General features: G+C 62.7%; 10 protein-coding genes and 1 pseudogene. 8 read left to right on the top strand and 3 right to left on the bottom strand.

Going from position 1 to position 14,623, the window contains the following annotated elements; translation table 11 throughout:
* The 6 genes and pseudogenes from IAE77_RS27345 to truB all read left to right on the top strand — a co-directional run.
* Positions 1 to 889, top strand: an 889-nt coding sequence (locus IAE77_RS27345; protein WP_294233838.1) for a hypothetical protein, incomplete at its 5' end; no start/stop codon positions are given.
* Positions 890 to 891: 2 nt separating this feature from the next.
* A complete protein-coding gene (locus IAE77_RS27340) occupies positions 892 to 1,350 on the top strand; it encodes a type II toxin-antitoxin system VapC family toxin (protein ID WP_294233835.1) in 459 nt (152 codons plus the stop codon).
* Positions 1,347 to 3,066, top strand: a pseudogene (locus IAE77_RS30995) (class I SAM-dependent DNA methyltransferase). The gene IAE77_RS27340 and the pseudogene IAE77_RS30995 overlap by 4 nt, the downstream one beginning before the upstream one ends.
* A complete protein-coding gene (locus tag IAE77_RS30990; RefSeq protein WP_345781026.1) occupies positions 3,063 to 3,446 on the top strand; it encodes a hypothetical protein in 384 nt (127 codons plus the stop codon). The pseudogene IAE77_RS30995 and the gene IAE77_RS30990 overlap by 4 nt, the downstream one beginning before the upstream one ends.
* Positions 3,447 to 3,791: 345 nt before the next feature.
* Positions 3,792 to 4,778, top strand: coding sequence for a bifunctional oligoribonuclease/PAP phosphatase NrnA (locus IAE77_RS27325; protein WP_294233826.1), 987 nt, complete (start codon positions 3,792 to 3,794; stop codon positions 4,776 to 4,778).
* Positions 4,756 to 5,487: a tRNA pseudouridine(55) synthase TruB gene (gene truB, locus IAE77_RS27320; protein ID WP_294233823.1), complete on the top strand. Its 732-nt coding sequence runs from the start codon at positions 4,756 to 4,758 to the stop codon at positions 5,485 to 5,487. Before IAE77_RS27325 ends, truB begins: the two co-directional genes overlap by 23 nt.
* Before the next feature lie 208 nt (positions 5,488 to 5,695).
* On the opposite strand, the gene IAE77_RS27315 is transcribed toward truB, so the two are convergent.
* Positions 5,696 to 6,727 carry a hypothetical protein gene (locus IAE77_RS27315; protein ID WP_294233820.1) on the bottom strand — a complete coding sequence of 344 codons (1,032 nt, stop codon included), beginning with the start codon at positions 6,725 to 6,727 and terminating at the stop codon, positions 5,696 to 5,698.
* A 206-nt stretch (positions 6,728 to 6,933) separates the two neighbouring features.
* Between IAE77_RS27315 and IAE77_RS27310 the strand changes: the two genes are divergently transcribed.
* Positions 6,934 to 8,793: a hypothetical protein gene (locus IAE77_RS27310; RefSeq protein ID WP_294233817.1), complete on the top strand. Its 1,860-nt coding sequence runs from the start codon at positions 6,934 to 6,936 to the stop codon at positions 8,791 to 8,793.
* A 294-nt stretch (positions 8,794 to 9,087) separates the two neighbouring features.
* Here IAE77_RS27310 and IAE77_RS27305 read toward each other — a convergent pair whose 3' ends face one another.
* Positions 9,088 to 10,578: an arylsulfatase gene (locus IAE77_RS27305; protein WP_294233812.1), complete on the bottom strand. Its 1,491-nt coding sequence runs from the start codon at positions 10,576 to 10,578 to the stop codon at positions 9,088 to 9,090.
* Between the two features lie 52 nt (positions 10,579 to 10,630).
* On the opposite strand from IAE77_RS27305, the gene IAE77_RS27300 reads away from it, so the two are divergent.
* The gene (locus tag IAE77_RS27300; RefSeq protein ID WP_294233805.1) at positions 10,631 to 11,527 is read left to right on the top strand and encodes an AraC family transcriptional regulator; all 897 of its coding nucleotides are present in this window, start codon (positions 10,631 to 10,633) and stop codon (positions 11,525 to 11,527) included.
* A 16-nt stretch (positions 11,528 to 11,543) separates the two neighbouring features.
* Here IAE77_RS27300 and IAE77_RS27295 read toward each other — a convergent pair whose 3' ends face one another.
* The gene (locus IAE77_RS27295) at positions 11,544 to 14,297 is read right to left on the bottom strand and encodes a phosphoenolpyruvate carboxylase (RefSeq protein WP_294233803.1); all 2,754 of its coding nucleotides are present in this window, start codon (positions 14,295 to 14,297) and stop codon (positions 11,544 to 11,546) included.
* Positions 14,298 to 14,623 lie beyond the last annotated feature (326 nt).

Genomic DNA, 14,623 nt, shown 5'->3' with positions numbered 1-14,623 from the left:
GGTGCTTTCGCTGGGAGCGTTGCTCGTGCAGATTCCTGACACGCTGCGCGATGCGGTGCGCATGGGCTTTCTGCACTCTAGCCGGGCCGGGGGGAGACTGTCGCGAGCTTTGCAGGCGGCATCGGAGGTGCGCTTCGCCGGGTGCTCGTCCACGTCGGGCGACTTTACGGATGTGTACTTCGAACTGCCGGTGTTTGGCGAGGTAGCACCTGAACTTTTTGCCCAAGGGCAACTATGGGATGACGGTCCGCGACCTGAGTCCTCGGCCTTTGATCTGCTCGGTGATGCCGTGATCGACATCGGCGCGGGCCGTTCCAACAGCGATCACTTCGACAAGCCTCTGCTCTCCCGTGTGGGCCGCTATGGCGTGCTTTTCAAAAAGGGCCTGCAACGAGTGGCGCTGATGGGCGAGGGACAGCGAACCGTGGCACAAATCAATGCGTCAGTGGTGGAGTCGGCCCATCAACTGTCCCGCAAGACGCCTGCTTCGCGTCGGGTGCGTGTGACGGGCAAGCTGGACCTGATGGGAGCCAGCCAGGGAGTGATGAAGCTGCACCTGCGTCCCGGTGAGATTGTGACGGCACTGTGGACAGGTGAGGGCGATCTGGAGCAGTTCAAGCACTGCTTCAATGCTGATGTGGTGGTGGAAGGAATGGGGGTCTTCCGGCCTTCAGGCACTCTGCTGCGGGTGGAGGCGGACGCTGTGGCTGCGGCTTCGACCCAGGATGAGTTCTTCCGCGAACTGCCGAAGTCGCTGGAAACACCGGACTATGAGTCCCTGCTGCGGGTTCGCCCCGGCGAGCGGTCTGCGTATCATCGCATCCTGGGTGTGATTCCAGCGGAGGAGAGTGACGAGGAATTTGCCGCCGCCATCGAAGCCTTCAGTTGATCATGAGTTCCTTCCAAGGCTACCTCCTGGATACGAATGTGGTCTTGCATGCCACGCGTCAGCAGAGCCCCGTGTCGCTGGCGGTGGAGAGTCAGTTTCAGTTGCAATCGTCAGCGTTTCGCCCGGCCATTTGTGAGGTGAGTGTGGCGGAACTCTGGGCCTTTGCCCAAGGGTGGGGCGAAAAGCGAAAGGAACTGCTGAGGAAGGTGCTCTCGGACTTTGTGGTGTTGCCGATTGGCAACCCGCAGATTCATCAGCGCTGGGCAGAGCTGTATTCATTCTCCCGCAGCCAAGGCCTGGCCATTCAGCACGATCATAACGATGTCTGGATCGCTGCCACGGCCCAAGTGGCCGGATTGAAACTGCTGACCACGGATGGCGCGGCTTTCCTGCCGCTACGTGGAACTGCGTGGTTGCATGTCGAGGTGCTCGACCCGAAGACCGGCATCATCGTCCCATGACCAACCCCACCGCCCTTGTCTCCAAGCTCTGGAACTACTGCAGCATCCTGCGCGATGACGGCCTGTCGTATGGCGATTACGTCGAGCAATTGACCTTCCTCCTCTTCCTGAAGATGGCGGACGAGCAGTCGCGGCTGCGCGGCACGCCGAGCGCAATCCCGAAGGGCAAGGACTGGCCTTCCTTGCTCGCCAAGGATGGCGATGAACTGGAGGTGCATTACCGCCACACGCTGGAGGAACTGGGCAAGTGCTCCGGGATGCTGGGCATCATGTTGGCTCCGGCTTCGCCTACGGGCGTACGCCCAGTGCATTAGCACTGCCTGTCTCCGCTGCGCTCCGGCTCCGCAAGGCGCAGAACAAGATCCAGGACCCGGCCAAACTGCGGCGGTTGATCGTGGACCTGATCGACAAGGAGCAGTGGTCCAGCCTCTCCGCCGATGTGAAGGGCGATGCCTATGAAGGCCTGCTGCAAAAGAACGCCGAGGACGTAAAAGGCGGTGCGGGCCAATACTTTTGCCTTCCTTCGTCAGGCTCTGCGGAATGGCTTCGCTCACTGAATGCCGCTGATCGCGGCACGGCAGTCCCCGCGCTCCCTCATTGCCGCCATGGTCGAAGTGGTGGCCCCGCAACCCGGCGAAACCATTTGCGATCCCTCCTGCGGCACCGGCGGCTTCCTGCTGGCCGCGCATGACCACATCGCTAAGCATCACCAGCTCGACCGCGACCAGAAGAAGCAGCTCAAGAGCGGCACCTTCCACGGCATCGAGCTGGTGGACAGCGTCACCCGCCTCTGCGCCATGAACCTGCTGCTGCATGGCATCGGGGATGGTGGAAGCGGCGTCTCGCCGCTTGATGCAACGACTGCGAACAACGCTTCCGATGAAAAGGGAGGCGTCTCCGGGGAAGGGAACCATAAGCGGCAGGATGCCGCTTCCACTTTTGACCTGCCCGTGATCACCAAGGACGCCTTGGCCGGGAAACACGGTGAATACGAGATCGTCCTGGCCAATCCGCCCTTTGGCAAAAAGAGCAGCGTCACCATCGTGAACGATGCAGGCGAGTCCTCCAAGGAAAGCCTCGTGATCAATCGCGACGACTTCTGGGCCAGCACGAGCAACAAGCAGCTCAACTTCCTCCAGCACATCTTCACCATCCTCAAGATGCACGGTCGCGCCGCCGTGGTGCTGCCGGACAACGTGCTCTTTGAAGGCGGAGCCGGCGAAACCATCCGCCGCGAACTCCTCAAGCAGGCCGATGTCCACACCCTGCTGCGCCTGCCGACGGGCATCTTCTACGCCCAAGGCGTGAAGGCCAACGTCCTCTTCTTCGACCGCAAACCCGCCCAGGAAAAGCCGTGGACGAGGAAGCTCTGGATCTACGACCTGCGCACCAACATGCACTTCACGCTCAAGGAGAATCCCCTGAAGCGCGAGCATCTGGATGATTTCGTGGCGTGTTACTTTGGGGGAACTAACGTGGACGTTCGTTCTACGTCCCGCCACGAGCGCCAGGAAACCGAACGCTTCAAAGCCTTCGACTACGAGGAACCTGATCAAGCGCGACAAGATCAACCTCGACATCTTCTGGCTCAAAGACGAGTCCCTCGAAGAATCCGCCAACCTCCCCGCTCCCGGCGTGATCGCCCAAGACATCATGGAAGACCTGCAAGCCGCTCTCCAACAGTTCGCCACCATCGCGGAGGATTTGAAGGTATGAGTGCTTATGGCGATGCGGCAGTCGATGCGGCCCGGCTTTGCCAGAAGCAGGGGCTTGATCCAGTGGCGGCCTGGACAAGGGCTGTCGAGAAGCATCTGCCGACCGAGGAAGGGCGGAAGAAGAGCTGTCCCAAGTCCACCTTTCTGGGTTTGTGCGAAGAAGGCCTCATCAAAGAGGTGCCAGCCGGGAGCTACACACGATCCAAACTCAACAAAGGCTACGCTCTTCGAGCCCTGCAATTGCTGAACGCCCATCCGGCACTGGCCTCGTCGAGCGGCGACTTGTGGCGCAAGGTGATGGCTGGAGAACCGAAGAAACCGAATGGCCAGATGGAGGTGGTTATCGCTCTGTGGTCGGCTGGAATGGGCGAGGCACGTTGAAGCGTAAACAACATGCCGTCTCCACGCCCTCCGCTCCTGGCCCTCTGCTATCCGGCTTTCCGTGTGATCCGTGTGATCCGTGTGATCCGTGGTTGTCCTTCTGGAACAAGGTACGGTCTCTACGCCCTCGGGTGACCGAGGTGAAGGAAGCTGCCCGTGCAGGCAGGGATTGAGCCAAGGCACGTTGAAACGTGGACCACCTCCTCCCAAGCATGAAGCGCGTCCCTGCCCACCTGAAGCGTGGAACTTGAAACCTGAAACCTGAAACGCCCCCCCAAGATCCGTCTCCGGCCGCATCTTCACCCTTGCAGCTTTGCGGCGGGAGTGCTTTGTGACCGCCCCCTGATGCCTGCCAACTCCACCACCGCCGAAATCGTCGCCGCCATGCGTGCGGCACAGCGCATCGCCATCGTTTCTCATGTGCGACCGGATGGCGATGCGGTCGGGTCGGTCCTGGGCCTGGCTTTGAGCCTGCGGGCTCTGGGAAAAGAGGTGGTCGCCCTGTTGGAAGATGGCGTGCCGGAGAATCTCGCCTTTCTGCCGGGCACGGACACGGTCATCCAGCCGGGCGCCGGGCCGTTGGAGGTCGATCTGGCCATCGCGCTCGACACAGCCGCGCATGAGCGTGTGGGAGAGAAGTGCAAGGCGCTCTTCGATGCGGTGCCGCTGCTGGCAAACATCGACCACCACCCGACCAATCCCGGCTACGGCCAGCTCAATTTCATCGACGCTGACTCTCCGGCCACCGGCCAGATCATTTACAACATCCTCTCCGAGCACGGTCTGCCCATCAGCGACGCCGTCCGGCAGAACCTCTTTGTGGCCATCTCCACGGACACAGGGTCTTTCCAGTTCTCCTGCACCAACGCCCGCACGCACCGCATCGCGGCGGAGATGATCGAGGCCGGGCTCGACACGGCACGGCTGGCCAGGCTGGTGTATCAATCCTACCCGCTGCGTCGGCTGGAAATGATGCGGGCCATGCTCAACGAGATGCAGTTCCGTGCCGACGGGCGCATTGTGAGCTGGCAGTTGAAGCAGAAATTCATGGAGGAGATCGGCATGCTCCCCGGAGACACGGAGGGTCTGATCGACACGCTGCGGCAGATCGATTCCGTCGTCAGTTGTGTCATTTTTGAAGATGTGCCCGGCGGGAAGGTGCGTGTGAGCGCCCGTTCCAAGGACGAGCGCCTCGATGTCTCCGTCATCTGCGGCCAGTTCGGCGGCGGGGGGCATCGCATGGCCTCGGGAGCCCGCCTGCGCGGCCCGATTGAAGAAGCAGCGGAGAAATTTTTGATAGTACTCGAGGATGAAGTCAGACGAATTGATTAGCGGCGTCCTGCTGGTGGACAAAGGCCAGGACATGACCTCCCATGACGTCGTCGCGGTGGCACGTCGTTGCCTGAACATGAAGAAGATCGGCCACTGCGGCACGCTCGATCCCATGGCCACGGGCATGCTCATTCTCGTGCTCGGGAATGGCACCCGCCTCTCGGAGCTTCTCATGTCGGAGGACAAGGAATACGTGGGCACGCTCACGCTCGGCAAGACCACCAACACCCAGGATGCTGAGGGCGAGACCGTGTTGGAAAGGCCGGTGCCCGCCGATCTCACGCTCGATCAGGTCAAGGCCGCGTTCGATTCCCTGCGCGGTGATTTTTATCAAACTCCGCCGATGGTCTCCGCTGTGAAGATCAACGGCGTCCCGCTCTACAAGCTGGCCCGCAAAGGGCAGGAGGTGGAGCGCGAGCCGCGTTTCGTGCGCGTGTATGATTACGAGATCACCCGCTTCGCCCCGCCGGAGGTCGATTTCCGCGTGGTCTGCAGCAAAGGCTTCTACGTGCGCACCTATGCCAATGACATCGGCGAGAAGCTCGGCTGCGGAGGCCACCTCAGCGCCTTGCGTCGCACCCGGTCCGGCCACTTCAAGCTCCTGCCCGGCAAACACGTGACCTTTGACATGCTCAAGCAGGGCAAACGCGACGAAGTCCTCGCCGCCATGCTCAGCCTCTACGACGTGTCGAAGCTGCGCGGGGCGTGAGATTGAACTTCCACGTCTCGGGATTCACCGTCCGCCCTCCGGGCTCGGCAGTGCTGCGGGCTGGGAAGATGATCTTGCAGCAGGAGTCATTCCGACTGGCCGTGAGCAGCCTGCCGGGGCGCAGGCCTCCGAGCTGGTCTTTGCCCACAAAGTTGAAGATAGAGATTGTATTTGGTGGTGAAGGTGTGCCTTCGTTATTGTCGCCACACTACTCCAGGTGGCGGCCGAGGAGGATCTCGAGGTTCTTTTCGACGATGTCGCCCATGGATTTGCAGGAGTCGAAGAGGTGGGTGTTGTGATACTGGCCGAGCTCGGCGCGGAGCTGGATGACTTTTTCGAAGGGCTCGACGGGGTTCCCCTTCATGCAGCGGAGCAGGGCGGTGATGCGCTGGCGTTCGGAGAGGTAACGGCGTGAGATGAGGCTGCGCTCCTCCTCCTGATACTGCTTCATGGTGGGGAAGTTCAGGCAGGCGGAGCAGAGCTGGACGACGAGGTTGTTCTCCTTGAAGAACTGCGGGAGGTAGAGGTTTTTGCGGCCTTCGTAACTCTGCTGGTCGAAGTCGATGGCGCGGACGCGATACTGCACCTCCTCGAAGTCGGGGGTCATGTCCACGACGTAGTTGTAGCTGCGCATGTCGCCAAGGAGGCGGATGAAGCAGCGCTCGGAGAATTTGACGAACTCCTTGGCGAGGCGGACGCGGTTGAGGTCTGGGCGGTGGAGGTAGTCGCGCATGAAGACGTCGCCAGGAATGCCGGCGATGTGTTCCTCCACGAGGGTGCCGCCGCGGTGCATGAGGTAGTTGATGCGGTTGGGTGAGAGGAGGTGCTCGAGCTCAAGGCCATAGACGCGGGAGGCGTCGGCGGTCTTGACGTAGAAGTGGTCGTAGTTGTCGTTGTATTGATTGACGACGCGGATGCGGAAGGGGCGGGAGTTGCCAAACTCGCAGTAGTCCACGCGCTCGACGTAGAGGTGCGGGACGGCATGGAGATCGCCGGTGCGGAGGAGGGAGTAGATGCTGGTGAGCTTCGGGTAGATCTCCTGCTGGATTTCGCGGGGATACATGACGCTGCTCCAGTGGGTGGCGTTGCCGTCCTTGTCGAAGTGGGGGTAGCTGTCGCTAAAGCTGCGCAGTTCGGCATAGGTGGTGGGCAGCGCATGACAGCGGCCGAACTGGTCGAGGTAGGAGATCAGCTCATCGGTGACGGGGATGAAGTTTTTGCGTTTGGTGATCTCGATCATGCGGCGGGAGTGAACGCAGGTTTGCCGCCAGATCATCCGGTTTGTCGGTTCTCTGTTCGGGGTTCTCGGTTCGCTGCTGTCGTGCGGCACGATGGGTAGCCTGGTACTCCGTGCAGGCTTCCGTCTTTCCTGCTGATCCGGCCTGCTGCAGCAGTCTCCGCCCAAAGTACTTGGCCTGCGCCCCGTTTTGCGATGTATTGAATCTCATGGACGCCGCCCTTTCACCTGATGAGCCCGACTTCGCCTCCGCGGCACAGAAGGTTCGTCGGTGGGTGGTGCTGAGGCGCTGGCTCGACCTGCTGCGCATGACGTGGATTCCGGCCGCGCTGGTGATCGCGCTGATCCTGCTGGCCGCGCTGCGTGGTGGCGGATTGTTTTCCGCCTGGGCCGGTCTGATCGGCTGGATGGTGGGATCGCTGGCCTATGCCTGGTGGCAGCGTCCGAGTGAGTTCAGCGCTCTCGCCCTGTGGGATCAGGCGGCTGGAAGACGCGAGGCCTTTGCCTCCGCCTGGTGGTTTGAAAATCGTGGGGAGGGAGGCGAGGCCGCGCGGGCGCACATCGCCGCGCAGCGGGTTGTTCTGCCGCAGGCGCTGCCCGCTTTGACGAAGGACCTGCCGCTGCGTCCGGATCGCTGGCTGTCGGTGCCCTTGCTGCTGGCGCTTCTCGGCAGCTTCCTGTCCGTCATCACCGCTCCGCCATCGAATGCGGTGCCGATGGACGAGACGATGGTCGCCAAGGCGGCCGACGAGGCCAAAAAGCTGGCGCAGACCGACTGGGAGAAGAAGAAACTGGCCGGGCTCACCGAGGACGAGCACCAGCAAATCGAGAACTTGAAGCAGAAGCTCGACCAAACCGCCACCGAGCTGGCCAACTCCGCCGGGAAAGACGCGCGAGATGTCCTGGCCGAGCTGGAACGCCGGGCACGCGATGCGGAAAAGCTGGCGGACGATCTCGACAAGGCGAAGCAGGCCTGGGCCTCGGACAAACTGATCGACGAACTGCGCAAACATGCCGACACCGCCGATCTGGGTGACTCAGTGGCGGCGAAGAACGCCCAGTCGGCCGCCAAGGCCGCCGAGTCGCTCGCCAGCCAGCTCCAATCCCCCCAGCTCACGGCGGAGGCCAAGGAACGGATGAACGACACGCTCAAGGACATCCAGAAACAGGCCGATGCGGAGGACCGCCAGCGCACCGTCGGCCAGAACGTGCTCGCCGCAGGCGATCAAATGCAGAAGGGCGACGCCAAGGGTGCGGGCGAAGAGTTTCAGAAACTCGCCGACAAGATGCGGGATGCCGCCATGCGTGAGCAGGCCCGCGACGAGCTGCAGCAGCTCGCGCAGCAGTTGCGCAACTCTGGCAGCAACATCGCCGGCCAGAATGACAGCCGCGATGGAGCGATGCAGCCCATGAGCCAGGCCGGACAGAGCGGCCAGCCAGCCGGGCAACAAGGCGAGGCACCGCAGGTGGGCCAGGCCCAGGGCGCGCAGCAGTCGCTGGCTCCTCCCGGCATGGGACAGCCGCAACCGGATCAGATGCAGCAGCAGCCGTCCCAAGGCAACGGCCAGGGACAGCAGCAGCAACCGCAGATGATGACCATGGGGCAGGGGCAGCAGGGCCAGCCCGGCCAGCAGGGGCAATCAAACAACAACCAGCCGATGCTGATGGCCCCCGTTCCAGGAAAGGCGAATGCGGATAGCAAGGGGCCGGTGATGCTCCTCCCGGGCGAGGCGGAGACGCCCCCGGGCGGGCCGGTAGTGGTGATCCCGGGTTCAGGCCTGCCTCCGGGAGCTGGCAAAGCGGAGCTGAACAACAGTCCGACGCAGAAGATCGAGACGGGCAATCAAAGTCTGGTGCAGGCCCAGCAGAACAGCGAAGGTCAGAGCACCGTGCGCAGTGTCGAAGGCGGTGCCCGCACCGAACAAGCCACCCGCAGCGCCACGCAGACTGCCCTGGACGCCATTCAAGCCGAGGAAGCCGCCCTCGACGAGGCCGCCCTGCCTCCCGCGCGTCGCGAACAAGTGAGGCGTTACTTCAACGAGCTTCGGAAGCGCTTTGAGAAGAAGTGAGCGGTTCACGGCTCTCGGTTGGTGACGTGTTCAGCTCGCGTGTGGCTCTGCGACACACCCTTGCAGGCGAAGTCCAGCGGTCTGCCATTCTCCCGGCCTTGAAAAGGCCGGGCACGGCCAAGGTCGTCGCGCTGCGACTTTCCTGCACGTTTTCAAACACGATGGGCTGTCGTGGCCGCAGGCTGGCGTGATGGCGGCATTGGTGTTAAACCGCGCGATACTCCGTGGCTCATTTCATGTACCCACCCCGGATGAGCGGAAGAGGCCCGGACGGAGGCAGCTCATTGGGATAGGTCACTGCTGGATCGCGGCAAGGCGCTGCGCCATGCGTTTCGCGATCTCCGGATGCTCGCGGATCACGTTCGTCGTCTGACGCGGATCATCGGCGAGGTTGTAGAGCTGCTGATCGGGTGCGTCGGGGTTGAGTTTGCCGTTGAGGAAGTCGCTGTTGGTCTCGCCGGTGAACTTGAGGGCTCCGCCGCCGCCGAGGCCGTGCTCGCCGGGTTTGTTGGCGTTGAAGCCGCCGCCGCCGCGTGCGCCGATGTAGAGCCAGGGGCCGTCGCGGAGGGCGAGGTGGGTCTTTTTGTGCGGGGCGAGCACGAGTTCGGTGCGCAGGGGCTTTTCAGGCTGGCCGAGCAGTGCGGGCAGCACATCAAGGCTGTCCGGGCCTCGCGTGTCAGAGCCGGTGAGAGTGGCGAAGGTGCTGAGGAGGTCGATTTGGCAGATGAGTTGATCGGAAACGCTGCCAGCCTCGATCATCCCGGGCCAGCGAGCGATGAAAGGCACGCGGTGGCCGCCTTCCCACGCGTCGAACTTGAAGCCGAGCAGGTCGCCATTGAGCCGGTGACCGGCTTTCCACGCCTGCTGGCCGCCTTGATTGAGCATGCCCCCGTTGTCGCTGGTGAGGATGACGAGCGTGTTCTCGCGCAGCTTCAATTCATCGAGCGTGCGCATCATTTCGCCGACCATCCAGTCGAACTCCTGGATGAAGTCGCCATACGCGCCGGCCTCGCTGCTGCCTTTGAACTTCGCGCCCGGCGTGAAGGGATGATGAATGTGCGGCGTGGCGAAATAAACGAAGAACGGCCCGTCCGCATGACCGCGCATCCAGTTCACGGCTTTCTCCGTGAGCGTGGCGCCGTGCTCTTCTTCGTTGTAGAGGGCATGCGCGGCCTTCGCGCTGGACATGGCAGGTGCGAACATCTTTTCGGGGAACATCCGTGTCTGCGCCTTGCCGCCATACTTGAGCGGATCAGCCGGATCGAGCCCGACGACGCGATGATCCTCCACCCACACGAAGGGCGGATGGCTGTTCACGACGGGAATGCCGAAGTAGTGATCAAAGCCGCATTCGAGCGGCCCGGGCTTCAAATCGGCGTTCCAATCCGGCTTCGGTCTGTCGCCGAAACCGAGGTGCCACTTGCCAAAGCAAGCCGTGGAGTAGCCCTGACGCTTCAGCATGCTTGGCAGCGTCGGCTTTGACGCATCGACGACGAGCGGGCTCGGATTCATGACCGGTCCCCACAGATTTTTGCGAAACGGATACTCGCCCGTGAGCAGCGCATACCGCGACGGCGTGCACACCGCCGATGCCGAATGCGCATCCGTGAAGCGTCGCCCCTCGCTCGCGAGTTTGTCGATGTTCGGCGTCTTCACCTTCGTCGCCCCGTAGCAACCGACATCCCCATAGCCGAGGTCATCGGCGAGGATGAGTACGATGTTCGGATGCTCCGCGGCGAAGAGCGAAGGGCAAAGAGCGAAGAGGAGAAGCAGGAGGCGCATCATGGGGCTGAACGGTCGTGCAAACTCAGGCTAGCAGGAGCACATGCACGGCGTCATGCCTGAAATGCACCTATGCGTGACAGCCGGGCGCGGGCGCTGCTACAGTGCTGCTGTGAATCCTGCCAGTGATCTGAACGAAACCACCCTCGACGGGCCGAAAACACGACGCTGGCTCATCGAATCGCGTGAATGCGCCGAGATGAGCACCCATCGCATCGCACGGCTCGGGATGGATGAGGCGTTGCCGCCGTATCGACGGGTGCGGATGAGTCCGGGAGGGAGTTTTGTGCTCGCCTGCGTGAGCGGCGAGGGGTCCATTCTGCTCGATGGACGCTGGCAGCGCGTGAAGCCGGGCATGGTTTGCCTCGCACCACCGCGGGTGCTGAATGCGTTTGAGGCGAAGGGGCGTGAAAAATGGTGCTTCGCGTGGGTGCGCTATGATGAGCCGAGTTTTGTCACACCCGTGGTCGGCGCGGCCTCGCCCGTGATGCCAGGGGCGCATGCGGAGGAGATCGTTCGCATCATCACCGGCCTGCGGGCTGAATGGGAGGGCGAAAAGGAGCCGCGCATGCTGCATCACTGGCTGGAGTTGCTGCACGGCACGATCCGACGCATCGCGCAGCCGTGGCGGAGCAAGGAACCGCGTGTGGCGAAGCTCTGGTCCGATGTGGAGCAGGACCTGATGCGCGACTGGACGCTGGCCGAGCTGGCGCATCGCAGTCATTGCAGCCCGGAGCATCTGCGGCGGCTCTGCATGCGCGAACTCGGCCGCAGCCCGATGCAGCACCTCACCTGTCTGCGCATGGAGCTGGCGCGTCGTCTGCTGGAGCAGGAGAACGACAAGTTGGAGATCGTGGCGGCGCGCGTCGGCTACGCCAATGCGGCAATCTTCTCCCGCGTGTTCCGTCGCTGGGTCGGCGTGGCTCCTGGTGAATATCGGGGCAGGGTGTGAACCCTGTGACCGAATCTCACCCCGTCGTCCTCAAGCCAGATGCGATGGCGTTGATGGAGATGAGAAGGTCGGAAATCATGCCTTCGGCGGCATCGGCCTTGCCGGAGTTGACGAGCGCACGCCATTCGCGGAGCAGGGCGATCTGCTGCTGATGCAGCACCTTGAGCGGTTCTTCGCGGATGTTCAGCGTGTAGGCAAGGCGAGGGCGGCGTGATTCGAAGGTGCCTTGGAAGAGTTCATCAATGATGCGACGCGTCGCGTCGTATTCGGCGAGGATGGTGTTGAGGAAGCGGTTACGGACCGCGGTGTCCTCGACGAGGCTGGCGTAGGCGCGCATGAGCCCGGTGTTGGCGCTGACGAGCGAGCTTTCGATGTTGGTGAGCACATAGCGCAGGAAGGCGGAGCCGGGGAGCGCGGCAGCGAGGGTGTCGTAGGCTTGGGAATCGTCATTTTTGAGCTTGGACAAGGCGCTCCCGGCACCGAACCAGCCGGGCAGGTAGAAGCGCGACTGCGTCCATGAAAACACCCATGGAATGGCGCGGAGGTCGTCCAGCGAGGCCTGGCCGGTGCGGCGTGCGGGGCGGGAGCCGATGCGCGAGTTTTCCAACGCATCGATCGGCGTGGCCTGGCGGTAGAACTTCATGAAGTCCGGCGTGTGGAGGAAGGCGCGGTAGGCATCGCGGCTGTCGGCGGCCAGTTTGTCGAAGAGCGGCTCCAGCGCCGGGTGAGCGCGTGATTCGGTGCTGCGATGCCGTGCGGTGGCGGCTGTTGCGGAGGCGATCAGCAGCTCGGCATTGTAAACGGCGGAGCCGATGTGCGCGTATTTCTGCGCGATGGTCTCGCCCTGCTCGGTCATGCGCATGCCGCCGCTGAGGGAGCCATGCGGAAGCGCCTCCATGAACCAGTGCGTGGGACCTGCGCCACGGCCGACGGTGCCGCCACGGCCATGGAAGAAGATCGGCCGCGCACCATGTTTGTGAATGGTGGCGGAGAGTTCGCGCTGTGCCCGATGCAGGGCGCACTGGCTGGCGACGATGCCGCAATCCTTGTTCGAGTCGGAATACCCGACCATCATCTGGAACACGGGAATGCCACCGTTGCTCTGCGCTTTGAGGCTGCGCTGGGTGACCGGATGCGCGAGGAAGGACTCGACGATGCCTGGGCCGGCCTCAAGATCGCCCATGGTTTCGAAGAGCGGCACGACGGGCAGCGGACAGACGAGCCCTTCCGGCGTCCATTCCATCAAACCGGCCTCACGAGCGAGGATGTAAACGATGAGCAGGTCTTCCACGCGGCGTGTCATCGAAACAATGAGCGATCCCAGGCCGGCGTTGCCGAAGTGTTTGCGATGTTCCGCGAGAACACGATGGCAGGCGAGCACCGTGTCCGCCTCCGGACCGGCGGAGATTCCGGGCGAAAGGAAAGGGCGCGGCGAGGAGAGTTCTCGGTCGAGCAGTTCGCGCTTCTTTTCGACGCTCCAGTCGATGAAGGAACCGGAATCGAGCAATCCCGCGGCACGCAGCAGTTGATCGATGGCCTTTTCGTGAAACGCGGAGTTCTGCCGCACATCGAGCGCAGCCGAGTGGAAGCCGAAGGCCGTGAGATTGCGGCAGAATGGGACGATCTGCTCCTCCACGACGGCTCTGGAGCCCACTTCGAGCAAGGTTTGAGCGAGGGTATCGATGTCGGTCCTCAACTCCGATGGATGGACATAGGCGGCGGACGAAGATGGTTTTTCGATGGCGAGCAGCACCTTGGCTCGCATCAGGTAAACGGCGGCACGCCAAGGCTCCTCCTTGTTGCGATCCAGGATGTAGGCGGTGTCGATGTGCGGCTCGTTTTGCAGTTGGGTGGCCAGCGTTTCGATGAGTTCCGTGAGCTTGGGCGGCGTGGTCTGGAAAAGTGAGCTGAGCGGGAGGTGTTTGCCGAGTGATTCGAGCGCGCGGCGCTGGATGCGCAGCGCGTTCTGGCGCATGGCCTGCAAAGCCCGGCGAGTGACATCGGCGGTGACAAAAGGGTGTCCATCGCGGTCGCCGCCGATCCAGGAGCCGAAGCGGAGCAGGGGAGGCAGTGTGTCGATGTCCGCCGGGTCGTAACCGGCAGTCTGCCAGGCCTCGCGCAGATGGGTGTGGGCGCGTGCGAGGGCTTCGGGAAACACTTCGCGCAGGTAATGAAGGGCGTTTTGAAGCTCCGCCTCGATGCTGGGGCGGGTGACCTGGATCTCGCCGGTGCGCCAGAGGTTTTCGAGCTGCGTTTGAAGCTGATGTTGCAGGCGCCTCTGCTCGCGCGGCGTGTAAGCCGGGTTCTCGTGCCGGTTCATGAGGCTGTAGATCTCGCGATGCAGTTCACGCACGGTCTCGCGTTTGGCCTCGGTAGGGTGCGCGGTAAGCACAGGTTCGACGCAAACTTCACGGAGCGCGGCCAGCACGTCGTTTTGATTTAGGCCCAGCGTGCGCAGTTGCTTCAAATTGTCAGCCCACAGGCCCTTTTCGGCCTCAGGACCGAGTTTTTTCTCCCGCAACCGGCGCACCTGGGAGGCGGCACGTTCCTCGACGATGTTCAGAAGCTGGAAAGCGATGGAGTAGGCCTGGCCGAGAGAGCGGGTGGTTTGTTTGGGCACCCCGGTGCCGATCCAAGGCAGACTGGCGGCGAGTTCGGGCTCGCCGAGCTGTTTTAGCACAGCGGAGAAGGCTTCCATGAGAAAGCGGAGGTCGTCTTCGAGGATTTGGAAACCGTGCTGGCGGAGATTCTGCGGGGGGGATTCGGACATGGCTGGGGGTAACGTCCGCCAAAGCAGGATTGGTGCCTGATTGGCGAATGGACGGGCTTTCTCATGACACCTTTCCGGGGCGCTTCAAGGCTGGTTGCAAAAGCTGGGGAGCTTGAAAATCGAGCTGGCTGAAGACGCCCGCGCAGAGTGCGGGACCCCGGTGGGGAGCTCTATGGCGAACGCCGCTACGACTGCGTCTTTGCGGGGCACAACGGCGTGCCGTCCTGCTACGCCGTGCGCCAGATTCCGGGTGGTGCTCAGGCTGGAACCGCGGAAGGCGGTGCCGCTGGCGCTACGCTGTGCGCGGATTCCGGGTGGTGCTCAGG

The organism is Prosthecobacter sp. (genome assembly GCF_014879935.1).
Classification (GTDB): Bacteria; Verrucomicrobiota; Verrucomicrobiia; order Verrucomicrobiales; family Verrucomicrobiaceae; genus Prosthecobacter.
The sequence above is the reverse complement of the archived record's forward strand: the minus strand, read 5'-3'. Positions and strand labels throughout refer to the sequence as shown.

What these genes read in the sequence shown, in the direction of transcription:
- IAE77_RS27340 (WP_294233835.1), top strand. Translation starts at nt 892, where the DNA reads ATGAGTTCCTTCCAAGGCTACCTCCTGGATACGAATGTGGTCTTGCAT.
- IAE77_RS30990 (WP_345781026.1), top strand. Translation starts at nt 3,063, where the DNA reads ATGAGTGCTTATGGCGATGCGGCAGTCGATGCGGCCCGGCTTTGCCAG.
- IAE77_RS27325 (WP_294233826.1), top strand. Translation starts at nt 3,792, where the DNA reads ATGCCTGCCAACTCCACCACCGCCGAAATCGTCGCCGCCATGCGTGCG.
- truB (WP_294233823.1), top strand. Translation starts at nt 4,756, where the DNA reads ATGAAGTCAGACGAATTGATTAGCGGCGTCCTGCTGGTGGACAAAGGC.
- IAE77_RS27315 (WP_294233820.1), bottom strand. Translation starts at nt 6,727, where the DNA reads ATGATCGAGATCACCAAACGCAAAAACTTCATCCCCGTCACCGATGAG.
- IAE77_RS27310 (WP_294233817.1), top strand. Translation starts at nt 6,934, where the DNA reads ATGGACGCCGCCCTTTCACCTGATGAGCCCGACTTCGCCTCCGCGGCA.
- IAE77_RS27305 (WP_294233812.1), bottom strand. Translation starts at nt 10,578, where the DNA reads ATGATGCGCCTCCTGCTTCTCCTCTTCGCTCTTTGCCCTTCGCTCTTC.
- IAE77_RS27300 (WP_294233805.1), top strand. Translation starts at nt 10,631, where the DNA reads ATGCCTGAAATGCACCTATGCGTGACAGCCGGGCGCGGGCGCTGCTAC.
- IAE77_RS27295 (WP_294233803.1), bottom strand. Translation starts at nt 14,297, where the DNA reads ATGTCCGAATCCCCCCCGCAGAATCTCCGCCAGCACGGTTTCCAAATC.